The sequence below is a fragment of the Paraburkholderia sp. MM5482-R2 genome (assembly GCF_050436125.1).
Lineage (GTDB): Bacteria > Pseudomonadota > Gammaproteobacteria > Burkholderiales > Burkholderiaceae > Paraburkholderia > Paraburkholderia tuberum.
On sequence record NZ_JBNDLP010000003.1, the window covers coordinates 1,842,523 to 1,866,907 of the forward strand.

General features: G+C 65.5%; 20 protein-coding genes. 3 read left to right on the plus strand and 17 right to left on the minus strand.

The window, feature by feature from the left end:
* Positions 1–7 precede the first annotated feature (7 nt).
* Genes OKW37_RS30575 through OKW37_RS30595 form a run of 5 tightly spaced genes read right to left on the minus strand, consistent with a single transcriptional unit; the run spans position 8 to position 6,865 of the window.
* Positions 8–1,924: a (Fe-S)-binding protein gene (locus OKW37_RS30575; RefSeq protein WP_429403140.1), complete on the minus strand. Its 1,917-nt coding sequence runs from the start codon at positions 1,922–1,924 to the stop codon at positions 8–10.
* 2 nt (positions 1,925–1,926) lie between these two features.
* A complete protein-coding gene (locus OKW37_RS30580) occupies positions 1,927–3,990 on the minus strand; it encodes an FAD-dependent oxidoreductase (RefSeq protein ID WP_429403141.1) in 2,064 nt (687 codons plus the stop codon).
* Positions 3,991–4,015: 25 nt separating this feature from the next.
* Positions 4,016–4,555, minus strand: coding sequence for a DUF5943 domain-containing protein (locus OKW37_RS30585; RefSeq protein ID WP_429403142.1), 540 nt, complete (start codon positions 4,553–4,555; stop codon positions 4,016–4,018).
* A 45-nt stretch (positions 4,556–4,600) separates the two neighbouring features.
* Positions 4,601–5,572 carry a dipeptidase gene (locus tag OKW37_RS30590; RefSeq protein WP_008922398.1) on the minus strand — a complete coding sequence of 324 codons (972 nt, stop codon included), beginning with the start codon at positions 5,570–5,572 and terminating at the stop codon, positions 4,601–4,603.
* Between the two features lie 18 nt (positions 5,573–5,590).
* Positions 5,591–6,865, minus strand: coding sequence for a serine hydroxymethyltransferase (locus tag OKW37_RS30595; RefSeq protein ID WP_429403143.1), 1,275 nt, complete (start codon positions 6,863–6,865; stop codon positions 5,591–5,593).
* Positions 6,866–7,283: 418 nt separating this feature from the next.
* Here OKW37_RS30595 and OKW37_RS30600 point away from each other — a divergent pair, with 418 nt between their 5' ends.
* Positions 7,284–8,279, plus strand: coding sequence for a GlxA family transcriptional regulator (locus OKW37_RS30600; protein ID WP_184060219.1), 996 nt, complete (start codon positions 7,284–7,286; stop codon positions 8,277–8,279).
* A gap of 19 nt (positions 8,280–8,298) precedes the next feature.
* Here the strand turns inward: OKW37_RS30600 and fdhA are convergent, their stop codons facing one another.
* The gene (gene fdhA, locus OKW37_RS30605) at positions 8,299–9,498 is read right to left on the minus strand and encodes a formaldehyde dehydrogenase, glutathione-independent (RefSeq protein WP_429403144.1); all 1,200 of its coding nucleotides are present in this window, start codon (positions 9,496–9,498) and stop codon (positions 8,299–8,301) included.
* A 280-nt stretch (positions 9,499–9,778) separates the two neighbouring features.
* On the opposite strand from fdhA, the gene ampC reads away from it, so the two are divergent.
* Complete coding sequence (gene ampC / locus OKW37_RS30610) at positions 9,779–10,960, plus strand: class C beta-lactamase (protein ID WP_429403145.1); 1,182 nt, start codon at positions 9,779–9,781, stop codon at positions 10,958–10,960.
* Between the two features lie 12 nt (positions 10,961–10,972).
* On the opposite strand, the gene OKW37_RS30615 is transcribed toward ampC, so the two are convergent.
* The 6 genes from OKW37_RS30615 to OKW37_RS30640 are packed head-to-tail and all read right to left on the minus strand — an operon-like array spanning position 10,973 to position 17,944.
* Complete coding sequence (locus OKW37_RS30615) at positions 10,973–11,236, minus strand: hypothetical protein (RefSeq protein WP_018425089.1); 264 nt, start codon at positions 11,234–11,236, stop codon at positions 10,973–10,975.
* A gap of 31 nt (positions 11,237–11,267) precedes the next feature.
* Positions 11,268–11,924 (minus strand): sarcosine oxidase subunit gamma, encoded by a 657-nt coding sequence (locus OKW37_RS30620; RefSeq protein ID WP_429403146.1) that lies wholly within the window; start codon positions 11,922–11,924, stop codon positions 11,268–11,270.
* The gene (locus OKW37_RS30625; protein ID WP_429403147.1) at positions 11,914–14,916 is read right to left on the minus strand and encodes a sarcosine oxidase subunit alpha family protein; all 3,003 of its coding nucleotides are present in this window, start codon (positions 14,914–14,916) and stop codon (positions 11,914–11,916) included. Before OKW37_RS30625 ends, OKW37_RS30620 begins: the two co-directional genes overlap by 11 nt.
* Positions 14,913–15,248 (minus strand): sarcosine oxidase subunit delta, encoded by a 336-nt coding sequence (locus tag OKW37_RS30630; RefSeq protein WP_429403148.1) that lies wholly within the window; start codon positions 15,246–15,248, stop codon positions 14,913–14,915. Before OKW37_RS30630 ends, OKW37_RS30625 begins: the two co-directional genes overlap by 4 nt.
* Positions 15,249–15,265: 17 nt before the next feature.
* A complete protein-coding gene (locus tag OKW37_RS30635; RefSeq protein ID WP_429403149.1) occupies positions 15,266–16,510 on the minus strand; it encodes a sarcosine oxidase subunit beta family protein in 1,245 nt (414 codons plus the stop codon).
* 39 nt (positions 16,511–16,549) lie between these two features.
* Positions 16,550–17,944 carry an L-serine ammonia-lyase gene (locus OKW37_RS30640; protein ID WP_429403150.1) on the minus strand — a complete coding sequence of 465 codons (1,395 nt, stop codon included), beginning with the start codon at positions 17,942–17,944 and terminating at the stop codon, positions 16,550–16,552.
* A 324-nt stretch (positions 17,945–18,268) separates the two neighbouring features.
* Between OKW37_RS30640 and OKW37_RS30645 the strand changes: the two genes are divergently transcribed.
* The gene (locus tag OKW37_RS30645; protein WP_429403151.1) at positions 18,269–19,351 is read left to right on the plus strand and encodes a GlxA family transcriptional regulator; all 1,083 of its coding nucleotides are present in this window, start codon (positions 18,269–18,271) and stop codon (positions 19,349–19,351) included.
* A 31-nt stretch (positions 19,352–19,382) separates the two neighbouring features.
* Here OKW37_RS30645 and OKW37_RS30650 read toward each other — a convergent pair whose 3' ends face one another.
* The 5 genes from OKW37_RS30650 to OKW37_RS30670 form a co-directional block, all read right to left on the minus strand.
* A complete protein-coding gene (locus OKW37_RS30650; RefSeq protein ID WP_429403152.1) occupies positions 19,383–20,375 on the minus strand; it encodes a GlxA family transcriptional regulator in 993 nt (330 codons plus the stop codon).
* Positions 20,376–20,395: 20 nt separating this feature from the next.
* Positions 20,396–21,298 carry a choline ABC transporter permease subunit gene (gene choW, locus OKW37_RS30655; protein WP_429403153.1) on the minus strand — a complete coding sequence of 301 codons (903 nt, stop codon included), beginning with the start codon at positions 21,296–21,298 and terminating at the stop codon, positions 20,396–20,398.
* On the minus strand, positions 21,291–22,466 hold the full coding sequence (locus tag OKW37_RS30660; protein WP_429403154.1) for a quaternary amine ABC transporter ATP-binding protein: 1,176 nt from the start codon (positions 22,464–22,466) through the stop codon (positions 21,291–21,293). The genes choW and OKW37_RS30660 overlap by 8 nt, the downstream gene beginning before the upstream one ends.
* Before the next feature lie 259 nt (positions 22,467–22,725).
* A complete protein-coding gene (locus tag OKW37_RS30665) occupies positions 22,726–23,853 on the minus strand; it encodes a VIT1/CCC1 transporter family protein (RefSeq protein WP_184060241.1) in 1,128 nt (375 codons plus the stop codon).
* A gap of 67 nt (positions 23,854–23,920) precedes the next feature.
* A complete protein-coding gene (locus OKW37_RS30670) occupies positions 23,921–24,232 on the minus strand; it encodes a hypothetical protein (protein WP_429354225.1) in 312 nt (103 codons plus the stop codon).
* Positions 24,233–24,385: the final 153 nt, after the last annotated feature.

Here is a 24,385-nt window from a genome sequence, read left to right on the forward strand (position 1 = left end):
CATCGCGTTATTCCAGCGCCGCGGCGACCAGTTCGGCGACGTCCAGCACTTCCGGTCGCGGCCCCACCACCCCTTCGAGCATCGCGGTGCAATTCGGACAGCCGACCGCGACGATCTCCGCGCCGCTCGCGCGCGCGTCGTCGATACGGATGTCGGGAATCCGCCGTTTGCCGGGAATATCGGTCAGCGGTGCGCCGCCGCCACCGCCGCAGCAGCGTCCACGCAGGCCGTGACGCTCCATCTCGACCACCTTGATGCCGATGCTCTTCAGCACCCGGCGCGGCGCTTCCGTCTCGCCGTTGTAGCGGCCCAGATAGCACGGGTCGTGATATGTGACGTTGCGCTCCGCGACGGTGGCGGCCGCGCGCGGCGACAGCTTGCCGCTCGCGATCAGTTCGTCGATCAGCGCCGTGTGATGCTGGACCTGATAGAACCCGCCGAGCGCGCGATACTCGTTGCGCAGGCTATGCAACACATGCGGATCGGCGGTAACGATGCGCGCGAACGAGTACTGCGCGAGCGTCCCGATCAGCGTACGGGCCAGTTGCTGGAACGTCGCTTCGTCGCCGAGCCGCCGAGCGGTGTCGCCGGTATCGGTCTCGACACCGCCCAGCACCGCGTAATCGACGCCCGCGCGGTTCAGCACCTTGACGAGCGCGCGCAGCGTGCGCTGATAGCGCATGTCGAACGCGCCTTCGCCGGCGATCAGCAGCACGTCCACGTGACGGCCCGGCTGCGCGACCTGCACCTGCAGATCGACGGCCCAGTCGTAGCGCGCGCCGATGTCATAGCCGTTGAGGCTGCCGGTTTCGCGCAGATTCGCGAGCGTCGCCGGCCCCTTGCCCGGCACGCTGCCTTCGACGAGCGTCTGATTGCGGCGCATGTCCACGATGGCGTCCACGTGCTCGATCAGCATCGGGCACTCCTGCACGCAGGCGCGGCAGGTCGTGCAGGACCACAGCGTGTCCGCTTCGATCAGCGTCGAGATCAGCGGCTTGCCGGGCGCGCCCGCGTGCTTGCCGACAGGAATGCCGGGCGTCGGGCTGCCTGCGTACTGCGCGTCGGTGCCGCCGACCATGCCGGTTACCAGATCCTGAATCAGCTTCTTCGGATTGAGCGGCTGACCGGCCGCGAACGCGGGGCACGCCGCTTCGCATTTGCCGCATTGCACGCAGGCGTCGAAGCTGAGCAACTGGTTCCAGCGGAATTCGACCGGCTTGCCGACGCCGTATTCCTTCGCGTCGAGCAGCGGGGTTTTAAGCGCGGTGGGCGGCACGGCATCGCGAGCAGCGGCAAAACCAGCAAAGCGCTCCTGACGCGGATGAAACGCGAGGTGCAGCAGACCGGCCACCGCATGTTTCATCGGACCGCCACGCGCCGCGCCGAACGTCATCGTGAACGCGCCCGCCGCGATCAGCAGCGCGACGATCACCGCGAGCGCGCCGGACATCGCCGTCGCGGGCAGCGCGATGAACAGCACGAGACCGAGCGCGAACGCGCCGAGCAGCAGCGGCAACTGATCCCACGGGCCGCGCGAGAGTCGCGCCGGCACCGTCTTCGCGCCATGCCGGCGGCGCCACACGAACACCGTGCCGATCAGCATCGCCAGCGCGGCGAGAAAGATCAGTTTGTCGAGCCACGGCGAGTAGATCGCGAGACCGTAGTTGACGAACACGAGCGCCATCGCGAGGATCGCTCCGCCCGCCGTGGCAACGTGCGTGCGGGCGATATACGGATCGCGCGCGACCACATGATGCAGGTCGACGAAGTAACGCTTCGGGATCGCGAGCAGATTGGCCCAGCCATAGGCGCCCGCGACCGTCGCACGGCCCTCGCGCCAGTAGGCGGCGCGGCGCGCCAGCGCGAACGCGAGACCGGCCACCGACACCCACAGCAGGACGGTGATGACAAACACGGGGCTCATCGTCAGAAATCCTTGCAAAGGCGCAGCGCATCGTAGATCGCGCCGTGAATGTTGTGCATCGAGATGCAGTCGCCGACCCGGAACAGCAGGAAGCGGCCGTCGCCGAGCTGCTCGTCGAGACACGGTTGCGGTTCGGACGCGAACAGTTTGTGCACGTCGACCTGGCCGCGATTGACCGATTCAGGCTTCAGCTTCCAGTAAAGCCGGTCGTTCGGCGTACTGCCGTTTTCGATCACCACCTGGTCGACCGCGCGCTCCTCCTGCTCCTCGGTGTACTCGTTGCGGATCACGGCGATCTTCTTGCCGTCCTCCTCGTACACCCTGTCGAGCCAGTAATTGGGCGTATGGATCACCCCTTGCGCGTACAGACGGCGATAGAAGATCGGGAACGTGGTGCCGCCGACGTCGTCGGCGACCTTAACGTCGGGCGTGACGATCTCCACGTTGGCGCCGCGGCTCGCGATGAAATCGGCTACGCCCGCGCCGGCATGCGTGCTGACGCCGTCGTACACGAGCACGTTTCTGCCCGGCTCGACCTTGCCGGCCAGCACGTCCCACGAACTGACCGCGAGCCCAGCGTCGACGCCCCACGCCGCGACCTGCGACGTGAACGCCGAACCGCCGGTGGCGAGCACGACGATGTCGGGCTTCTCGGCCATGATGGTCCGCTCGTCGGCGGCGACACCGAGGCGGCGGTCCACGCCGAGACGCTTCGTCTCCATGTCGAACCAGCGCACGATGCCCGCCATCTGCTCGCGCTGCGGCGCTTTCGCCGCCAGCATGATCTGGCCGCCCACGTGATCGCTCTTTTCGAACAGCACCACGTCGTGACCGCGCGACTTCGCGACGCGCGCCGCTTCGAGCCCCGCCGGCCCCGCGCCGACCACCACGACCTTGCGCTTCGGTCCGCGCGAGCTGGCGATCACGTGCGGCATCGTCGCTTCGCGCGAGGTCGCCGCGTTCTGCACGCACAGCACATCGAGCCCGTTGTACTGACGGTCGATGCAGTAGTTCGCGCCGACGCACTGCCTGATTTCGTCCTCGCGGCCATCGCGGATCTTGATGACCATATGCGGATCGGCGATCTGGGCGCGCGTCATGCCGACCAGATCGACCATGCCGCTCGCGAGCAAGCGCTCGGCCTGGCCGGCGTCGCGAATGCTTTGCGCGTGCATCACCGGCACCTTGACGACCTGCTTGATGCCGGCCGCGAGATGCACGAACGGCTCGGGCGGCAGCGCCATCGGCGGCATGCAGTTGGCGAGCGTATTGTGGGTGTCCGCGCCGGAACCGATCACGCCGAGATAGTCGATCAGACCGGTCTCGCTCATCGCCTGGGCAATCTCTTTCAGCTGCTCGTGATCGAGCCCGTCTTCATGGAATTCGTCGCCACACATGCGCAGGCCGACGCAGAAGTCGGCTCCCACCGCCTCGCGCACCGCCTGCAACACTTCGACGCCGAAACGCAGGCGGTTTTCGAGCGAGCCGCCCCATTCGTCGGTACGGAAGTTGGTGCGCGGGCTCCAGAACTGATCGATCAGATGCTGGTGCGCCGCCGAGATCTCGATGCCGTCCATGCCCGCATCCTTCACGCGCTTCGCGGCCGCCGCGAAGTCGCCGATGATGCGGCGGATCTCTTCGACCTCGATGATCTTCGCGTTGCCGCGATGCACCGGCTCGCGCACTCCCGACGGCGACATTAGATGCGGCCAGTGCTCGCCGTGAAACGCCGAGCGGCGTCCCATGTGGGTGGCCTGAATCATGATTTTCGCGCCATGCGCATGCATCGCTTCGGCGAGCCGCGCGAGCGGATCGACGATCCGGTCGGTGGCGAGATTCACCGACTTCCACCAGCCTTGCGGGCTGTCGATCGACACCGGGCTCGAACCGCCGCACACGGCGAGTCCGACTCCGCCCTTCGCCTTTTCCTCGTAGTACCGGATATAACGGTCGCCGGGCAGACCACCCGGCTCCGCATAGACCTCCGCGTGCGCGGTACTGACGATGCGATTGCGCAGCGTCAGCTGGTTCAACGTGAGCGGCTTGAAAAGGTTCGGGTAACGCATCGCGATCGACCTCGGAATGCCCGGATTAAATTGACGCGAGCGGCGAGACTTCGAACACGCAGTGCTCGTGTCCCTCCGCCGCGCAGCGCGCTTCTTTCGACTGCGACGGCGGGCCCTTGCGCGCGCCGTCGGGCGCGGTATCGTTGACCCAGTCCATCGCGCCCGCGAACCAGCCGGCGAACATGTAGCAAAGCTTGCCGGTCTTGCCCGGTTGCGCGAGCACGAACGACGAGTGCCGCAATTCGATCCGCGCATGCGAGCTGGCCGGATCGGCTTCGATGATCCTGAAGATGCCCCAGCCGCGCTGCGACAGACGGTTCAGGTAATGCTCGAATACCGCCATGCCGGCAAGAGCATGTTGCTTCGCTTCCTTCTCGCACCAGAAATAGGCGGACTTGTGACCGGCCTTGTAGAGAATCCCGGCGTACGTATCGCGGCCGAGCGCTTCCTCGACGGCGACGTGGTTGTTGGTGAAGAAGTGGCGCGGCACGTACAGCATCGGCAGCGCGTCGGTGGTCCAGACGCCGGAGTCCGGATCGACGTCGATAGGCAGTTGGGGTTGCATGTGGAGACTCCGTTTCGTATCCGCTATGAAAACAAGGGCTAAAGCTCACACCTTCCAGACTTCGCCGAACACCCTTACCCAGTTTTCGCCCATGATCTTGCGGATGCGCGTCTCGCTCCAGCCGGCGCGTTCCATCGCGGCGGTCAGGTTCGGAAACTCGCCGATCGTGCGAATGCCTTCGGGATTCACGACCTTGCCGAAGTTCGTCAACTGGCGATAACGGCCCTTGTCGTGCGTGATCCAGTCGAAAAACTCGGTGCTGTAGCCCTGCGTGAAATCCGTGCCGATCCCCACCTGGTCCTCGCCGATCAGGTTCACCACGTACTCGATCGCCTCGATATAGTCCTCGACGGTCGCATCCGGTCCGCGCTTCAGGAACGGCGCGAACATCGTCACGCCGACGAAGCCGCCCGCGTCCGCGATCTCCTTCAGCTGCTCGTCGGTCTTGTTGCGCGGATGCTCCTTGAGCCCGGACGGGCAGCAATGCGAATAGCAGACCGGTTTCTTCGACGCCGCGATCGCCTCTGACGACGTCTTGCCGCCCACATGCGACAGATCGACCATGATGCCGACGCGGTTCATTTCCTGAATCACTTCGCGCCCGTAGCCGGACAGACCGCCGTCGCGTTCGTAGCAGCCGGTGCCGACCAGGTTCTGCGTGTTGTAGCAAAGCTGCACCACGTTGACGCCGAGATCCTTGAACGCTTCGATATAGCCGAGGTTGTCCTCGAACGCATGCGCGTTCTGGAAGCCGAAGATGATGCCGGTCTTGTTCTCTTTCTTGGCGCGGAAGATGTCGTCGGTGGTGCGCACCAGCGTGAGGATCTCGCTGTATTGGCGGATTTGCTGCTTCATTTCGGCGATGTTGTCGACGGTCTTCTGAAAACTCTCCCAGACCGACACCGTGCAGTTCACTGCGGTCACGCCGCCCTTGCGCATGTCCTCGAACACCGAGCGCTCGAACTTCGAAATGTTCAGCCCGTCGATGATGATGCTGTTTTCGTGCAGTTGACTCACCGTTTGCTCCACGCGTACTCAGTAAATGGGAAAGCGCTCGCACAGCGCGAAAATCTCGCGGCGCACGCGTTGTTCGGTTGCGGCATCGCCTTCGGGCGACACGCGCAGCGCATCGAGCACCTCGACGATCAGACGCCCGACCTCGCGAAACTCGCTGACGCCGAAGCCACGTGTCGTGGCCGCCGGTGTGCCGAGGCGGATGCCGGAGGTGATGGTCGGCTTCTCCGTATCGAACGGAATGCCGTTCTTGTTGCAGGTGATGCCCGCGCGCTCCAGCGCCTGTTCGACCTGATTGCCCTTGAGCCCCTTCGGCCGCAGATCGACCAGCAGCAGATGGTTGTCGGTGCCGCCCGTCACCAGATCGACGCCGCCCGATGTGAGCACCTCGCCCAATGCCCGCGCGTTCGCGAGCACGCTGTCGATATAGGTTTTGAAGCCCGGCTGCAGTGCCTCGCCGAATGCGACCGCCTTGCCGGCGATCACGTGCATCAGCGGGCCGCCCTGCAAGCCGGGGAACACGGCAGAGTTGATCTTCTTTGCGATCTCCTCGTCGTTGGTCAGCACGAATCCGCCGCGCGGACCGCGCAAGGTCTTGTGGGTGGTCGACGTGACCACGTGCGCATGCGGGACCGGATTGTCATGGCGGCCCGCCGCGATCACGCCGGCGATATGCGCCATGTCCACCATCAGCTTCGCACCGGCGCCATCGGCGATCGCGCGCAGCCGCGCGAAGTCGAGCGCGCGCGGATAGGCGGAGAAGCCGGCGATCAGCAGCGTCGGCTTGTGCTGTTGCGCCAGTTCCTCGATCTGCTCGTAGTCGATCAGCATCGTGTCGCGCCGCACGCCGTACTGCACCGCGTTGAACCACTTGCCCGACATCGCGGGTTTCGCGCCGTGCGTCAGATGCCCGCCCGCGTCGAGCGACATGCCGAGCACCGTGTCGCCCGGCCTGGTGAGCGCGAGCATCACCGCGCCGTTGGCCTGCGCGCCAGAATGGGGCTGCACGTTGGCGAACTTCGCGTTGAAGAGCTGCTTGATGCGATCGAGCGCGAGCGTCTCGATCGCGTCGACGTATTCGCAACCGCCGTAGTAACGCTTGCCCGGATACCCTTCCGCGTACTTGTTGGTCAGCACCGAGCCCTGCGCGTCGAGCACCGCGCGCGACACGATGTTTTCCGACGCGATCAGCTCGACTTGCGACTGCTGACGCTCGAGCTCTTTCAGAATGGCGCCGCGCACGGCCGCGTCGCGCGCCGCTAGCGAGTCTTCGAAGAAGGGATTCGGGTTCGACATGGAAGGTCCGTGAGAACGTTGACGGGAAGGCCGCTACGGGTTGCCGGCGGGATCGCGCTACCGCTTTGCCCTGGGTCTATTCTTGACGGTCACCCGGCGCGTCTATTTACGAATTCAGACGCGTTCTTTGCCTTTTCCGCCATGCGCAACCTTTTTCGACAAGTCGGCGCAATCCGCGCGCTCAGCGCTGCACTACAACGCAGTATTCCTGCGCCGATCGGGTGCGCTGCAAGAGCGTCGCCGCGCTGTTCCGGTGCCGCGCGGATGCTTTCATCAGTCGATTGCTTAGCTATTCCAGGCTTTGTGCGCAGTATCCAAGGGTTTAGCCTGATGGCACGGTAGTTGCCCTGATACTCAGAATTCAGATAGTCGCCCTCCCCACGGCGACGCGACATTTACATCAGGAATCACCGTTCCCATGTCCACCGATCGCACGGCATCGTTGTCGCATTTCGCATTCATGCCGGTCCCCAACTTCACGATGATCGCCTTCTCGAACGCGATCGAAGTGCTACGCATGGCGAACTATCTGACGGGCCAGACGCTTTACCGCTGGTCGATCGTGAGTCCCGCCGGCGGGCCGGTCATGGCGAGCAACGGGTTATCCGTCGATACGGGGTCGGTCGAATGCGTCGGGCAACCCGACATCGTGTTCGTGGTCGGCGGCATCGACGTGCAGCGCTCCACCACCGCCGAGCATCTGTCCGCGCTGCGCCGTTTCGCGCGCATGGGCTGCGTGCTGGGCAGTCTTTGCACGGGCACCTATGCGCTCGCGCGCGCCGGCCTGCTGGCTGGTTATGCGTGCGCGATTCATTGGGAAAACATGTCGGCGCTGAAGGAAGAGTTTCCCGATACGCGCTTTCTGAAAGAACTGTTCGTGATCGATCGCGATCGCGTGACCTGTACCGGCGGCGTCGCGCCGCTCGACATGATGCTGAACCTGATCGCGCCGCGTGTTGGCACCGCTCGGGTCACGCAGATCGCCGAGCAGTTCATCGTCGAACACGTGCGCGACACCAGCGCGCAGCAGAAGATGCCGCTCGTCGCGCGGCTCGGCTCGGCCAACAAATCGCTGTTCGAAGTGATCTCGCTGATGGAGAACAACATCGAGGAGCCGCTGTCGCGCGAAGAACTGGCGCGGCTCGCCGGCATGTCGCAACGGCAGTTGCAACGGCTGTTCCGCGAGCATCTGGGCATGACGCCGACGCACTACTATCTGACACTGCGCCTGCGGCGCGCGCGCGAGCTGCTGTTGCAGACCGACATGTCGATCATGCACATCACGATGGCGTGCGGCTTCCAGTCGGCCTGCCACTTCTCGAAGAGCTATCGCGATGCGTTCGGCACCGCGCCGACGCGCGAGCGTCGCAAGCAGGTGCCTTCGCTATCGAACGCGCCGGTGATGGCCGCTTGATACCAGCGGCCAACGAACCTCAAGCGGCCTTCAACAACCCGTGCGGGTCGATCACAAACTTCTTCGGCGCGCCGCCGTCGAATTGCCGGTAACCCTCGGGCGCATCGTCGAGCGACACCACCGTCACGTTGACGATGTCGGCGATCGGCAAACGGTCCCACAGGATCGCCTGCATCAGATTGCGGTTGTACTTCATGACCGGCGTCTGCCCGGTGTGGAACGAGTGCGATTTGGCCCAGCCGAGCCCGAAACGCAAGCTGAGGCTGCCCTGGCGCGCGGCGGCATCGGTCGAGCCCGGATCGTCGGTCACGTAGAGTCCGGGAATGCCGATCGCGCCGGCCGCGCGGGTAATTTCCATCGGCGAATTGAGCACCGCGGCCGGGGCCTCCTCGTGTGAAGCGCTGCTGCCGTGACCGTGTGCTTCGAAGCCGACGCAGTCCACCGCGCAATCCACTTCGGGCTTGCCGAGAATCTGCTCGATCTGTTCGCCGAGCGTCACGTCCTTCGACAGATTGATAGTCTGGAAGCCCATCTTGCGCGCATGCGCAAGGCGTGCCTCGTTCATGTCACCGACGATCGTGCAGGCCGCACCCAGGAGGCGCGCGGACGCGGCCGCCGCCATGCCGACCGGGCCCGCGCCCGCGATGTAGACGCTCGCACCGGGCTGCACGCCGGCCATCACCGCGCCGTGATAGCCGGTCGGCAGAATGTCGGACAGGCACGTCAGGTCACGGATCTTCGACATCGCCTGCGCGCGGTCGGGAAATTTCAGCAGGTTGAAGTCCGCGTACGGCACCAGCACGTATTCGGCCTGGCCGCCGATCCATCCGCCCATGTCGACGTAGCCATACGCGCCGCCCGCGCGCGACGGGTTTACGTTCAGGCACACGCCGGTATGCTGCGCCTTGCAGGTCGGGCAGCGCCCGCAGGCGACGTTGAACGGCACCGACACCAGATCGCCGACCTTCAGCGTCTCGACATCGCGCCCGACCTCGATCACTTCGCCGGTAATCTCGTGCCCAAGTACGAGGCCGACCTCGGCGGTCGTGCGGCCACGCACCATGTGCTGATCGGAGCCGCAGATATTCGTGCTGACCACTTTCAGGATCACGCCGTGGCCGATCGAACGGCCGCGAGGATCGACCATCTTCGGGTAGTCGATCGATTGCACTTCGACCATACCCTGCCCCAGATACACGACGCCGCGATTGCTGCTCATTGTCTCGTCTCCATGTTCGTGAGCGGCACGCCCCGCACGCCGCGCGGCGCACCGTTTCACCAGCGTAGCGGCCGCCCGGAGCGACACCTGTGTCGAACCCGACACGCGTTTGGCTTCAGCCGACAACGCCGGCGCCGCTCGGATTGCCGCCCACAACTTTTTCTTTACCGTCGCCTAACTTATCCTCGTTTGCCAGCGGTTCTCAAAAGCCGGATAGTGCTGCCTCAGCCGAATCGCCGATCCACCGATTCACACTCCCCCGACCGAGGACCCGTTTGCAATGAAGACCCGAGCGCTCAAACTGATAACAACCGCCAAGTTCGCGCTGCTCACGCTCTGCGCGATCTCACCCGTCGGCCACGCGGCCGAGCCCACCGCCGCGCAACTCCAACCGACCATCGATGCCGCGATCAGGCCGCTGATGGCGAAGTACCATATCGCCGGGATGGCGGTCGGCGTGATCGACGACGGCAAGCCCTACGTGTACAACTACGGCGTCGCGTCGACGCAAACCGGCAAGCCGGTCACACGCGATACGCTGTTCGAACTCGGCTCGGTCAGCAAGACCTTCACGGCGACGCTTGCGTCGTACGCGCAGCTCGACGGCAGGCTGTCGTTGTCGGATAGCACGGAGCGCTATCTGCCGACGCTGCGCGGCCGCCCGTTCGGCAAAGTCAGCCTGCTGAACCTCGGCACGCACACGCCTGGCGGCCTGCCGCTGCAGGTACCGGACGACATCCACAACAACGCCCAATTGCTGCAGTACTTCCACGACTGGCAGCCCGCTCACGCGCCCGGCACGTTCCGCACCTACTCCAATCCCGGCATCGGCACGCTCGGCCTGATCACCGCGAAGAGCATGGGCGAGGACTTCACCGTGCTGATGCAGCAACGCGTGTTTCCGGCGCTCGGTATGAAGAGCACCTATATCGACGTGCCCGCGGCGAAAATGCCGGACTACGCGCAGGGCTATGCGAAAGACGGTGCGCCGATCCGTCTGACGGGCGGCGTGATTTCCGCCGAAGCGTACGGGGTGAAGTCGACCGCCGCCGACATGCTGCGTTACGTGCAGGCAAACATGAATCTGATTCCGCTCGACAGTCAGTGGCAGCGCGCGATCACGGACACGCATACCGGCTACTTCCAGTCCGGCGTGCTGACCCAGGATCTGATCTGGGAGCAGTACCCGTATCCGGTCGCGTTGCCGACCTTGCTGGCCGGCAATTCGCCGGAGATGGTCCTCAACGGCACGCCGTCGACCGCAATCAAACCGCCGCTGCAGCCGCAGCAGAACGTCTGGATCAACAAGACCGGATCGACGAACGGCTTCGGCGCGTATGTCGCGTTCGTGCCGCAAAAACGCATCGGTATCGTGATGCTCGCCAATCGCAATTTCCCGAATGAAGCGCGCGTGAGCGCCGCGCATCAGATCCTGACGGCGCTGGATGGCGGCAAGCCCTGATACGGCGTGGACTTACGGGCGCAGCCGCGCACGCGCTGCGCCGGCGATCCGCGCGAGCGCATCCGCGCTCAGACGGGCCGCGATTTTCTCGACGTACGCATGATGCCGCGCTTCGAGCGGCGCACCGAGCTCCCGCGCGAGTAGATAGCGGATCAGCGCAATGCGCCGATGACGCAGCGCGATACTTTGATCGAGCAGCGCGAGCGCGGCGCCGGCATCGCGCTCATCGCACGCGCGTGCCGTGAGAAGCGAGGTGGCCGCGCGTGCCGACGTCATGGCGAAATCGGCAAAGCGAAGCGCGCGTCGCTCAGCACATCAACGGCTCGGCGGCGTCGAGCATGATCCTGACGAAGTAATCCGCGAAACTGCGACGCACGACGATGTCGAAACTGTCGGTGCCCGTGGGCAGCAACGTGATCGACGCCTTGAAATAGTGGCTCTGCGCGCACTGCCCCAGGCCGAAAAGTTTGGGATGCAGGTCGAGCGGACAGCCGCGCGCGAGCACGTCGCGCGTGCGCGTGCCGGTGATTTCGAGCACCGTATAGCCGCTGCCCACATCGACCGCCGATGCGAACACGCCCGCGAACGCCGCGCCGAGCTTCGCCTGCAACGGCGCCGTGCGCGTCGCATCGTGCGCGGCCTCCGAACGCACGAGCCATTCGTCCGGGCCGAGCCAGACCATGTCGTAGCCGTTGCCGCGCGCGACGGTGTTCGGCTTCTCCGGCGGCTTGCAGCCGATCACCTGTTCCACCGCGCGAATGAACGCCGCGTCGCGCGTATCGCCGCGCACGTTCACGAGTTCGAGAAATGGCCGCTCGCCAAGCCGGAACGCGGCAGTCGCGTTGGCCTGATGCTGTTTCAGCAGCCCATCCACACCGACCAGCGGCGACTCCTGCCACGCGCCGTTTTGCCGCCCGAGCGTGCGGTCCACGATGGACACCGTCCCGCCTGTTTCATTCCACATGTTGACGTGCTCCTTCGCTGTCGTAGAACACCGGACTCGCGATCTTCGCCGCGATCTGTTTGCCGCTCGCGAGCGGAATCGTGACGGTCGTGCCGATCTTGTCGAGACCGCCCTTGACGACCGCCATCGCGATCGAGCGTTGCAGAATCGGGCTGTAATAGCTCGACGTGACGTGCCCGAGCATCGGCGCGGTGTCGCCCTGGAACGGACCGGCGACGATCTGCGAGCCCTCGGGTATCACGAACGACGCATCCTCCGCGAGCAGCCCGACCAGTTGCTTGCGTCCCGCCTTCGCGGTGTCCGAGCGGGCGAGCGAGCGCTTGCCGAGAAAGTCCTTGGACTTCGCGACGAGCCCGCCCATGCCGAGGTCGTGCGGCGTCATCGAGCCGTCCGTATCCTGGCCGACGATGATATAGCCCTTCTCCGCGCGCAGCACGTGCATCGTCTCGGTGCCGTACGGCGTGATGTCGAACTCCGCGCCCGCGGCCATCAACGCTTCCCACACCGCGCGTCCGACGTTGGCCGGCACGTTCACCTCATACGCGAGTTCGCCCGAGAAGCTGATGCGCATCACGCGCGCCGCCGCGCCCGCGACGGTGCCTTCACGATACGTCATGAACGGAAACGCCGCGTTCGCGAAGTCGATGTCGTCGCAGACCTTTTGCAGCACCTTGCGGCTCATCGGGCCGACTACCGCAAAAGTTGCCCAGTGATCGGTGACCGACGCGAGCCGCACGCGCAGGTCGGGCCATTCGGTTTGCAGCCAGCGTTCGAGCCACGTGAGCACACGCGCCGCGCCGCCGGTGGTGGTCGTCATCATGTAGTGCTGCTCGGCGAGGCGCACGGTGACGCCGTCGTCGAAGATCATGCCGTTTTCGTCGAGCATCAGGCCGTAGCGGCACTTGCCGACTTCGAGCTTGGTCCACGGATTCGTGTACACCCAGTTCAACAGTTTCGCGGAATCGGGGCCCTGAATATCGATCTTGCCTAGCGTCGACGCATCGAGGATGCCGACGCTCGTGCGCACCGCGAGCGCTTCGCGCGCAACCGCCGCGTGCAGATCCTCGCCCGCTTTCGGGTAATACCACGGACGCTTCCAGTTGCCGACGTCCTCGAACGCCGCGCCGTGTTCCACGTGCCATTCGTGCACCGCCGTCTTGCGCACCGGATCGAGCAATTCGCCCAATTCACGGCCGGCGAACGTGCCGAACGTGACCGGCGTGTAGTTCGGCCGGAACGTCGTCGTGCCGGTCTCGGGAATGGTCTTACCGAGCGCCTGGGCGAGAATCGCCATGCCGTTGATGTTGCCGAGCTTGCCCTGGTCGGTGCCGAAGCCCATCGCGGTGTAGCGCTTCACGTGTTCGACGGATTCGAAGCCTTCGCGCGCCGCGAGGAAGATGTCGGCCGCCGCGACGTCGTTCTGGAGATCGACGAACTGCTTGGGCCCGCGCGTGGCCAACTCGCGTCCGCCGACGAGCCACAGCGGTTCCAGCTTCGTTTCGCTCAGTTCGGCGACCTGCACCGGCTTTGGCCGCGCGACGATGTGCCCGGCCGCGCGCGCCGCTTCGACGCCGGCGTCGAGCGCGAAGCGGATGCCCTGGCCGAGCGTGAAGTCGCCCGCGCAGGCGCCGACGCTGGTCTCAGGCTGGACCGCCTTGCCCGGCACGAAGCAGGCCTTGTCGTCATGCCAATGGGCCTTGCCGCCCGACTGCGCGAACAGATGCAGCACTGGGCTCCAGCCACCCGACATCGCGAGCAGATCGCACGGCAGTTGGCCCTGCTGAGCGGTGATCTGCCCTTTCGCATACGAGGCGAGCGACACCGACGCGACGCGCAGCTTGCCATGCGCCGCCGTGACGACCGTGCCGTTCAGCACCTTGATGCCATGGCGGCGCGCAAGCGCGGGCAGCGTGCCCTTCGATTCGCCCGCGCGCGGATCGATGACGCTCACCTGCGCGCCGGCCGCCTTCAGGTCGAGCGCGCATTGATAGCCGTCGTCGTTGTTCGTGAACACGATCGCATTGCGACCCGGCAGTACCGCATACCGATGCAAATAGCTCGACACCGCCGACGCGAGCATCACGCCAGGCAGATCGTTGTTGCCGAACACGATCGGCCGTTCATGCGCGCCGGTCGCGAGAATCACGCGTTTCGCGCGGATCTTCCACAGCAGTTCGCGCGTGCCCTTGCGCTGCGACACGGGCAGATGATCGGTCAGACGCTGCGTGACCGTGACGAGATTGTGGTCCTGATAGCCGAACGCGGTGCTGCGGCTCAGGATCTTCACATCGGGCACCTGCCGCAATTCGTCCTCGATTTTCTGCACCCACCGCAGCGCGGGCTTGCCGTCGATCTCCGCGCCGCAGGACAGCAGCGAGCCGCCCAGCTCGGGCTGATCGTCGACGAGCGTCACGCGCGCGCCGGACAAGGCCGCCGCGTGCGCGGCCGCGAGCCCGGTCGGGCCGCCGCCGACCACCAGCACGTCGCAATGCGCGAAGCACTTGTCGTAGCGGTCCGCGTCGCGCTGTCGCGGCGCGGTGCCGAGGCCGGCCGCGTCGCGAATCGCTTCCTCATACTTCGGCCAGAGTTTGCGCGGCCACATGAAGGTCTTGTAGTAGAAGCCCGCCGGAATGAAGCGCGCGATCTTCTGGTTGATCGCCATGCGGTCCTTCTCGATGCTCGGTTTCGCGTTCACGCTGCTCGCGACGAGCCCCTGGTACAACTCGACCTCGGTGGCCCGCGCGTTCGGCACCGTGAAGGCGCCGGTCTCCAGTTGCACGACCGCGTTCGGCTCCTCGACGCCCGCGGTCACGATGCCGCGCGGCCGATGATATTTCCAGCTGCGCGCGACGAAATGCATGCCGTTCGCGAGCAATGCGGACGCGAGCGTATCGCCTTGATAACCCTGATACTCGACGCCGTTGAACGTGAAGCTCAGCGCGATCGCGCGATTGATGCGCCCGCCGGTCGGGAGTCGGTCTTTCTGGCTCATGGTGCTTTGCCCTCTTGTGCCTTTACCTGTGCGTTTGCTGCCTGTGTATCGGTACTGTCCAGCGCCAGCAACGGACGCTCGAACGTCTGATAGCCCTGGAACGCATAGCTGACGGTGTCGCGCTGCGCCTTGAACCAGCGGCGGCAGCCCTGCGTGTGGAACCATTGCTCGCGATGCACGCCGCGCGGGTTCTTGCGCATGAAAAGGTAGTCGCCCCATTCCTTGTCGGTGAGCTTGTCCGTGTCGAGCGGGCGGGCGATGTCCGCCTCGCCGCCGCACGAGAATTCGGTTTCGGCGCGGGGACCGCACCAGGGGCATTCGATCAGCAGCATCTGTGTCTCCTTGTCGACTAGTGGGCCACGGCGGCAGCGCCATGCTCATCGATCAGATGACCGGTATAGAACCGGTCCAGCGAAAACGGCGCGTTCAACCGATGGGGTTCGTCGTTCGCGATCGTGTGCGCATAGACCCATCCCGAGCCGGGCGTCGCCTTGAAGCCGCCCGTCCCCCAGCCGCAGTTGAAATACAGTCCCTTCACATCGGTCTTGCTGATGATCGGGCACGCGTCCGGCGACACGTCGACGATGCCGCCCCACTGCCGGTTCATCCGCACGCGGGAAAACACGGGGAACATCTCGACGATCGCCTCGAGCGTGCCCTCGATGACCTGGAAGCTGCCGCGCTGCCCGAACCCGGTGTACTGATCGACGCCCGCGCCGATCACGAGATCGCCCTTGTCGGACTGGCTGATATACGCGTGGACCGCATTCGACATCACGACCGTGTTGACGACCGGCTTGATCGGCTCCGACACCAGCGCCTGCAACGGATGGCTTTCGAGCGGCAGCCGCACGCCGGCCATGTCGGCGAGCGTCGAGGTGTTGCCGGCCGCGACCACCGCGACCTTCTTCGCCTTGATGAAACCCTTCGTCGTGTCGACGCCCGTCACCTGGCTGCCGTCGCGGCGAATGCCGACGACATGGCAGTTCTGCACGATATCGACGCCGGCCTGATCGGCGCCGCGCGCGAAGCCCCACGCCACCGCATCGTGCCGGGCCACGCCGCCGCGCCGCTGGATCGATGCGCCGAGCACCGGGTAGCGGCTGTTCAGATTGATGGTCGGCTCGAGTTCCTTGATCTGCGCGGGCGTGAGAAATTCGGCGTCGACGCCGTTCAGGCGGTTCGCGTTGACGCGGCGTTCGGTGTCGCGCACGTCCTGCAGCGTATGCGCGAGATTCATCACGCCGCGCTGGCTGAACATCACGTTGTAGTTCAGATCCTGCGCGAGCCCTTCCCACAGCTTCATCGCCTTCTCGTAGAGCGCGGCGGATTCGTCCCACAGGTAGTTCGACCGCACGATCGTCGTATTGCGCGCGGTGTTGCCGCCGCCGATCCAGCCCTTCTCGAGCACCGCGACATTGCGCACGCCATGCTCCTTCGCGAGGTAGTACGCGGTCGCGAGACCGTGCCCGCCGCCGCCGACGATCACGACGTCGTATTCACGTTTAGGCTCGGGGCTGCGCCATTGCCGCTCCCAGTTCTCGTGATACGACATCCCGTTGCGTAGCAGGCTGAATATCGAATAGCGGCTCATCGTCGTTCCTTTGCGGTTTTGCAGATGCGGTGTAGCGGTTCAACACTCGATGACGTTCACGGCCAGTCCGCCGCGCGACGTCTCCTTGTATTTCGTCTTCATGTCGGCGCCGGTTTCGCGCATGGTGCGGATCACACTGTCGAGCGACACCACGTGCTGGCCGTCGCCCTTCATCGCGAGGCGGGCCGCGTTGATCGCCTTGATCGCGCCCATCGCGTTGCGCTCGATGCACGGAATCTGCACCAGCCCGCCGACCGGATCGCACGTCATGCCGAGGTTGTGTTCCATGCCGATTTCGGCGGCGTTCTCGACCTGGGTGGGCGTGCCGCCCATCACGGCCGCGAGCGCGGCGGCGGCCATCGAGCAGGCCACGCCCACTTCGCCCTGGCAGCCCACCTCGGCGCCGGAGATCGACGCCGTTTCCTTGTAGATGATGCCGATCGCCGCGGCGGTCAGCAGGAAGTCGACGATGCCGGCGTCGTTCGCCGCATGCATGAATTTCACGTAGTAGTGCAGCACTGCCGGGATCACGCCGGCCGCGCCATTGGTCGGCGCGGTGACGACCCGGCCGCCCGCGGCGTTCTCCTCGTTGACGGCCATCGCGTACAGGTTGACCCAGTCGAGCATCGACAGCGGGTCGCGCAGCGATTCCTCCGAGTGTGCGCGCAAGCGCTCGCACAGCTCGGCCGCGCGACGCTTCACGTGCATCGGGCCGGGCAACTCGCCGCGCGCCTTGCAACCGCGCTCGACACACGCGGCCATCGTGCGCCAGATCGCCAGCAGGCCCTCGCGCACTTCGTGCTCGGGCCGGGTCGCGCATTCGTTGCGCAATGTCACTTCGGCGATGGACAGGCCGCTTTCGCGGCACACGCGCATCAGATCGTCGCCGGTGCGAAACGGATACGGCACCTCCGCGTTGGCGCGCCGGCCGTTCACGCGATCGCCGTCGCGATTGACGACGAAGCCGCCGCCGATCGAGAAGTACTCTTTTTCGACGAGCAGTTGACCGTTCTCGTCGAAGGCCTGGAAGCGCATGCCGTTCGGATGCACGACGCCCGAGCCCGGCGCGCCCGGCATCAGCTTGCGCAAGAAGCCGACATGTTCGCGCTCGTCGAACGCGACCGGATGCTTGCCGAGCAGCACGAGCTGGCGGGTCTCGCGGATCGCGCGCAGCCGCGGCTCGATCAGCTCAGGATCGAGCCGGTCGGGCAGATTGCCTTCGAGGCCGAGCAGCACCGCCTTGTCGGTGCCGTGACCCTTGCCGGTCGCGCCGAGCGAGCCGAACAGCTCGGCTCTGACGCGCCGCACGAAGCCGAGCAGATTCGCGTCCTCGATGTGCGATGCGAAGCGGCATGCGGCGATCATCGGCCCGACCGTGTGCGAGCTGGATGGACCGATGCCGATCTTGAACAGATCGAAGACGCTGACGTTCATGGCGTGCCTTGTGCGTTGTGTCTTGCGTGTTGCGATGGCCGGAAGCGCTTCGACTCGACTCATGCGCCCGGACGGAATGTGCGTCTATTGCACCGCACGCCGGGCCGGATCGATAGAATAAAAACGGCATCGCAATGGGATGGCGTCGTCAGGTGAACCGCCAGGCGGGTCTTCCGGCGCATTTGCGATGACTTGGGACGCATTTGCGACAGGCGGCCCGATTGCGGCCGGCAATGCTGAAGGTCCGTGGTGCTATCCTCGCTTCACCGTTACGGTCAACGTTCGTTCCTCTTTCGCCGTTCTTTTCACCGACCCGCCGCGCGCATGAATTCCGCTGAAACGCTTGCCCCTCCCTCACTCGACACGGCCGCGAAGCAGCGCATCCGCTTCGGCATCATCCTGCTGCCGAACTTCACGCTGACCGCATTCGCGGGTTTCGTCGACCTGCTGCGCCTGTCCGCCGACGAAGGCGACTTCAGCAAGCCGGTGCGCTGTTCGTGGAGCGTGATCGGGGAAACCCTGGCTCCGGTGCGCGCGAGTTGCGGCATCCAGATCACGCCGTGGGAAACCTTCGAGACCGCCGGGAAGTTCGACTACGTGGTGGTGGTCGGCGGACTGCTGCACTCGGGGCCGGCCGCGAGCGAGGCGACGCTCGCGTTCATCCGCCGCGCCGCCGCCCGCGACGCGACGCTGGTCGGCATGTGCACCGGCGTGTTCTCGCTGATGCGCGCGGGCGTGCTCGACGGCCATCGGATCTGCGTGAGCTGGTTTCACTACTGGGATTTCATCGAGCGCTTTCCGTCGGTCGACGAACAGATGCTGGTCGCCGACCGGCTGTTCGTGATCGACCGGCGGCGCATCACCTGTTCCGGCGGCCGCGCGTCGATCGACGTCGCCGCCGCGATCCTGCTGCGTCATTTCGAAACCGCCACGGTGCAGAAGGCGCTGCGCATCCTGCTCGTCGACGACCTGCAGAAAGGCAACGCGCCGCAGCCGCATCCGCCCGGTCTCGCGCCGGCCTCGCATCCAAAGGTCAAGCGCGCGATCCTGCTGATGGAGCAGCACGTGGGCCGCGCGCTGCCGCTCGACGAACTGGCGGGCAAGCTCGATCTGTCGCCGCGTCAGCTCGAACGGCTGTTCAAGGCGCAGACCGGCAAGGCGCCGCAAGCCTACGCGAAGCAGGTGCGCCTGCGCACCGCCGCGTGGTTGTTGACGAGCTCAGACAAAACCGTCGCCGATATCGCGTCGAGCTGCGGTTTTTCGGACGCCTCGCACCTGGGACGGGAATTTCGCAAACAGTTCGGCGTGCCGCCGATGATGTATCGCGAGCAGCGCGGCACGGCGGAGCAAGCCGACGACGGCTCCTGCTACGACGAAACGTTTCCGGGCCGCGCGCAGGCGATCTGAATCCGCGCGGCATGCGAGGCCGCGGCACCCGCTACTCCGGCATGCGCCGCTCGACGCTCGGCGCATGTCCGAACTGCGCGCGATAGGCCTTGCTGAAATGACACGGAGAATGAAAACCGCACACCGTGGTCACGCGCGCGATCGACGCATCGGTATTGCGCAGCAGATCGCGCGCGCGGCGCAGCCGCAAGCTCAGGTAGTAATGCGTCGGCGACATGTTCAGGAATAGCTTGAACATCCGTTGCAAATGACGCTGCGACAGGTTGACGAGCCGGGCGAGTTCGTCGAGCGATAGCGGCTCCTCGATGTTCGCTTCCATCAGCCGCACCGCTTCGATCAGCTCGGTGCGCGACAGGCCGACCCGCGCGTCGACCGGAATGTGCTGGTAATCGGTCGAGCCGCGAATCCGCTCGACGATGAATTGCTCGGACACCTGCGCGGCCACCGCGGCCCCCAGCCGCATGCCCACCAGATGCAGCATCAGATCGAGCGGCGCGGTTCCGCCGGTGCAGGTCAGCCGGTCGCGGTCGATCACGAACAGTTCGTCGTCGAAATGCACATGCGGATAGCGCTGGTGCAACGGCGACATGTCCTCCCAATGCACGGTCGCGCGATAGCCGTCGAGCAGCCCGGCCGCGAGCAGCGCATACGGACCCGTGCAGATGCCGCCGAGCGGCACGCGGTGCGCGGCCGCCTCGCGCAGCAGCGCGATCACCGCGTCGTTCACATACTCGCGCACGTGCCAGCCCGCGCACACGAACAGCAGGTCCGGCATGCCGGCCTCGGCGAGCGTGGTGGTCGGTTTCACCGTGATGCCGTTGCTCGCGCGCGCCGGCTCGCCGTCCGGCGTGATCACCGACCACCGGTAGTGCTGCGCGCGGCCCACGTAGTTCGCCATGCGCAGCACCTCGACCGCGCTCGTGAACGCGATCATCGAGAAGTTCGGCAGCGTCAGGAAGCCGACGTGCGCGACGGCGCACAGCCGCGCATCGGCTTCGGCGGAGGCGATTGCGTCGCGCTTCATGGACGTATCGAATCAGGCCATCAACCGTGTTGCGCCGCCGGCTCGCGGCGCACTTTCATCGCATTGCGCAAACCGGCGAACAGGGGCGCGCGTACCTTGCCCGGCGCCCGGCCGAAGCTCTCGGTGATGCGGTCCAGAATGATCGCCAGCATCACGACCGACATCCCGCTTTCGAAGCCGAGTCCGATATCGAGCCGCTGGATGCTCGCGAGCACGTCGTTACCGAGGCCGCCCGCACCGACCATCGACGCGATGATCACCATCGACAGCGCCATCATGATGGTCTGGTTCACGCCGGTCATGATCGACGGCAGCGCGTTCGGAAACTGCACCTTGTACAGCAGTTGCCACGGCGTGCAGCCGAACGCCTGTCCCGCTTCGACGATTTCGCGATTCACGTGCCTGATGCCGAGCGCGGTCAGACGCACCGCGGGCGGCATCGCGAAGATGACCGTCGACAGGATGCCCGGCACGCGGCCGAGACCGAACAGCATCGCGGCCGGAATCAGGTAGACGAACGCGGGCATCGTCTGCATCAGATCGAGCACCGGGCGCACGATCATTTCGACGGCGCGGCTCTTCGCCATCCAGATGCCGAGCGGCACGCCGAGCACGAGACTGATCACCGTCGATGACAGCGTGAGGCCGAGCGTGATCACCATCTGATCCCAGAAGCCGGTGCCGTAGATCAGCAGCAGCGCCGCCAGCGTGAACAGCGCGAAGCGCCAGCCGACGCGCCACAAGCCGATGCCGACGAAAAACGCCATCAGCGCCCACATCGGCACGGCCTGCAAACCGTGCTCGACCGCCGCGGCAAAACTCTCGATGACCTTGCCGATCGTGTCGAAAGTCTTCGCATCGTGATCGAGCAGATAGTGAACGCCGTGATCGACCCAGGCGCCAAGTGGAATGACTTCAGACATGGGAACCTCGATGGCGCGTGAGAACGGTCAGCACGTTCGTCTTGTTGACCGAACCGCAGTAGGAGCCGTCCGCTTCGACGACCGGCAGCGGCGCGCGGCTCGCCACCACGCGCTCGACCACGTCGTCGAGCGGCGTGCTGCGGCGGATGCATTCGATCTGGTTGAGTTTCGGCGACGCGCTGCCCGTCGCATCGCGGCACACGAAGCCGCGAATCCGGCGCTCGCTGTCGAGCACGAACGCGTAGTCGGCGCTGCCGTCGAGCGTCGCGGCGACGCTCGACGCGTCGATCTGCGGCGCGTGCATCAGCGGCACGTCGTCGGTCTGCATCAGATCGCCGGCCGTCAGATAGCGGCTCGTGTCGATGCCTTCGAAGAACGCGCGCACGTAGTCGTCGGCCGGGTTCTTGATGATTTCCCGCGGCGTGCCGATCTGCACCACGCGCCCGCCTTCCATGATCGCGATGCGCGTGCCGATGCGCATCGCCTCCTCGAGATCGTGCGACACGAACAGGATCGTGCGCTGCTGCTCGCGTTGCAGATCGAGCAGCACGTTCTGCATCTCCTTGCGCTTGAGCGGATCGAGCGCGGAGAACGCCTCGTCCATGATCATCAGCGACGGGTTGACTGCGAGCGCGCGCGCGAGCCCGACGCGCTGCTGCATGCCGCCCGACAACTCGGCCGGCAGTTTCTGCGCGAACGGTGCAAGGCCGACCTGTTCGAGCACCGTCAGCGCCCGCGCCTCGCGCTCCTTACGGCCGACGCCCGCGACTTCGAGGCCGAACGCCGCGTTGGCCAGCACGCTGCGCTGCGGCATCAACGCGAAGGACTGGAACACCATGCTCATGTCCTTGCGGCGCAGCGCGGTCAGCTCGGCGCGCGGCACGCCCGCGACATCGCGGCCGTCGATCAGCACCTTGCCGGCGCTGGGCTCGACGAGCCGATTGATCAGGCGAATCAGCGTCGACTTGCCCGAGCCGGACAGGCCCATCAGCACGAAGATCTCGCCCTCGCGAACCTCGAACGACGCGTTGTGGACGCCGACGATCTGACCGGTGCGGGCAAACACCTCTTCTTTCGTGGCGCCGCCGGCCAGCATCGCGAGCGCCTGTTTCGGGTTGCTGCCGAACACCTTGCACAGCCCTTCGACCACGACCTTGGGGGAATTCATCGAGTGCTCTCCTCGCTTGCGGACGTCCGTCCGCGCTGTGCCTACATAGTTGCCAGAAAAAAGTGCGGCTAACCGACTAATTCCGACAACCACATGAGGAAATGCGACACCCGGCCATGCCGTGGACGCTCGGCGCGGCGAGCAAACCCTTGTGGGAGAAAGGCTTGACGCGGGTTGGCCCGCGCGCGGAGCGTGTCGCGACATAGCAAGCGGCGCTCCCGGACGGCGGCGGGCGCGAGGCGCCTGAGAGGCGCCGGGTTCAGGAAATCGACACGCCCAGCAAGCGCCCGACGCCGAACGTGAACCCTGCCGCGATGAGCCCGATGACGATCTGGCGCAGCGCCGAAAACCCCGCGCTGCGTCCATTGAACAACGACGTGAACACGCCGATCGATGCGAGCGCCAGCATGCTCAGCACGACGCACTGCACGATTGCGCTGACGCCGCGCGTCCACAGGAAAGGCATCACCGGGAAAATCGCGCCGAGCGAGAACAAGCAGAACGACACACCCGCCGCCGACCACGGATTGCCGCCCAGTTCCGCCGGATCGAGACCGAGCTCCTCGCGCGTGAGGGTGTCGAGCGCCTTGTCCTTGTCGCGCATCATCTGCGAGGCCACGCGTTTCGCCTCGCTCGCGTCGAGCCCTTTCGCGCGGTAGATCAGCGCGAGCTCGTGCTCCTCCGCTTCGGGCTGTTCTTCGATCTCCTCGGCTTCCTTGGCGATCTGCGTGCTCGCGAGTTCGCGCGCATTGGTGACCGACAGCCATTCGCCGAGCGCCATCGAACAGGCACCGGCGATCAGCCCGGCGAGGCCGGTCAACAGGATCGCCTTGTTGCCGGTGCCCGCGCCGGCGACGCCCATGATCAGGCAGAAGTTGGACACGAGGCCATCGTTCGCGCCGAGAACCGCCGCGCGCAGATCGTTGCCCGACGCGGCGCCCTTGTGCCACGATTCGGCCGCGGCAATGCGCGCGCCGGACGACAGGTTGGCATTGCCGGTGCTCGCGAGCGTCTGCACGACTGCCGCGTGATGATGTTCGTCGGCCGACATGTGGCCCGCGTCGCGTTGGCCTTGATATTTGTTGCGGTCCGCGTATTCGGCTGCGGCGAGCGTCGGCAGCACGAAGTCCGCGCCGCACACGCGCACGAGCCCCTTCATCAGACGCGTCTTGACCGCATGGCCACGGCCCTTCGGTTCGATGCCATTGGCTCTGAGCTTGTCGGCCCACACTTGCGCGTGGCTGTGTTCGGATTGCGCGAGATCCTGATAGACCTGCTTGCGGGTCTCGTCTTTCTCGACCTGCGCGAGCGTCTCATAGAGGGCGGCGCTGTGCAGTTCGTCGGAGAGATTCGCCTTGTAGCGTTTCACTTCATGTTTCGTTGCCATGATCGCGCCTCGCAACTGCCCGGCGCCTCATCAACGATGAATGCCACGCCGGGCGTCCGCCTGTCCGTTACTGGCTGGCAGGCACACCAACGCCGGCCTTCTTCTGGGCTGCCTGCAGCTTGTCCGGATAGTTCGGATCGTTCTGCGCCGGCTGGTAGCCCGCGTCTTCGAGTTTCTTCAACTCGGCGTTCTTTTTCGCGCGGGCCTGTTTGCGCTCTGCCTTGCGCTCGGCCTTGGTCGGCTTTGGGGTGGTCGTCGTCGCGCCTTCCTGGGCTGCGGCATCCGTCGAGCCCTGCGCGAGCGCGAGCGGAATCGTACCGGCCATCAGTGCGACGGCCGAAACCCCCAGCATGATTCGTTTAATAGCGAAGCTTTTCATCACTGATATCCCCTGAAAAAATTGGCAATAACGTACGAATTGCGGCTGCGAATCGTGAACCACACGCCGGGTCGCGCAGCCTCCACGCGAACCCGTCTACGGGAGCTTACTGCCAAATAGCGGGATGCGGGTCGGGAGCGTGGACGGCCCCCG

Excerpts from the sequence above, each read along its gene's own strand:
- OKW37_RS30620 (WP_429403146.1), bottom strand. The coding sequence starts at position 11,924 with ATGTGGAATGAAACAGGCGGGACGGTGTCCATCGTGGACCGCACGCTC.
- fdhA (WP_429403144.1), bottom strand. The coding sequence starts at position 9,498 with ATGAGCAGCAATCGCGGCGTCGTGTATCTGGGGCAGGGTATGGTCGAA.
- OKW37_RS30660 (WP_429403154.1), bottom strand. The coding sequence starts at position 22,466 with ATGAATTCCCCCAAGGTCGTGGTCGAAGGGCTGTGCAAGGTGTTCGGC.
- OKW37_RS30615 (WP_018425089.1), bottom strand. The coding sequence starts at position 11,236 with ATGACGTCGGCACGCGCGGCCACCTCGCTTCTCACGGCACGCGCGTGC.
- choW (WP_429403153.1), bottom strand. The coding sequence starts at position 21,298 with ATGTCTGAAGTCATTCCACTTGGCGCCTGGGTCGATCACGGCGTTCAC.
- ampC (WP_429403145.1), top strand. The coding sequence starts at position 9,779 with ATGAAGACCCGAGCGCTCAAACTGATAACAACCGCCAAGTTCGCGCTG.
- OKW37_RS30625 (WP_429403147.1), bottom strand. The coding sequence starts at position 14,916 with ATGAGCCAGAAAGACCGACTCCCGACCGGCGGGCGCATCAATCGCGCG.
- OKW37_RS30650 (WP_429403152.1), bottom strand. The coding sequence starts at position 20,375 with ATGAAGCGCGACGCAATCGCCTCCGCCGAAGCCGATGCGCGGCTGTGC.
- OKW37_RS30670 (WP_429354225.1), bottom strand. The coding sequence starts at position 24,232 with ATGAAAAGCTTCGCTATTAAACGAATCATGCTGGGGGTTTCGGCCGTC.
- OKW37_RS30595 (WP_429403143.1), bottom strand. The coding sequence starts at position 6,865 with ATGTCGAACCCGAATCCCTTCTTCGAAGACTCGCTAGCGGCGCGCGAC.
- OKW37_RS30665 (WP_184060241.1), bottom strand. The coding sequence starts at position 23,853 with ATGGCAACGAAACATGAAGTGAAACGCTACAAGGCGAATCTCTCCGAC.
- OKW37_RS30585 (WP_429403142.1), bottom strand. The coding sequence starts at position 4,555 with ATGCAACCCCAACTGCCTATCGACGTCGATCCGGACTCCGGCGTCTGG.
- OKW37_RS30600 (WP_184060219.1), top strand. The coding sequence starts at position 7,284 with ATGTCCACCGATCGCACGGCATCGTTGTCGCATTTCGCATTCATGCCG.
- OKW37_RS30580 (WP_429403141.1), bottom strand. The coding sequence starts at position 3,990 with ATGCGTTACCCGAACCTTTTCAAGCCGCTCACGTTGAACCAGCTGACG.
- OKW37_RS30635 (WP_429403149.1), bottom strand. The coding sequence starts at position 16,510 with ATGAGCCGCTATTCGATATTCAGCCTGCTACGCAACGGGATGTCGTAT.
- OKW37_RS30630 (WP_429403148.1), bottom strand. The coding sequence starts at position 15,248 with ATGCTGCTGATCGAATGCCCCTGGTGCGGTCCCCGCGCCGAAACCGAA.
- OKW37_RS30640 (WP_429403150.1), bottom strand. The coding sequence starts at position 17,944 with ATGAACGTCAGCGTCTTCGATCTGTTCAAGATCGGCATCGGTCCATCC.
- OKW37_RS30575 (WP_429403140.1), bottom strand. The coding sequence starts at position 1,924 with ATGAGCCCCGTGTTTGTCATCACCGTCCTGCTGTGGGTGTCGGTGGCC.
- OKW37_RS30645 (WP_429403151.1), top strand. The coding sequence starts at position 18,269 with ATGAATTCCGCTGAAACGCTTGCCCCTCCCTCACTCGACACGGCCGCG.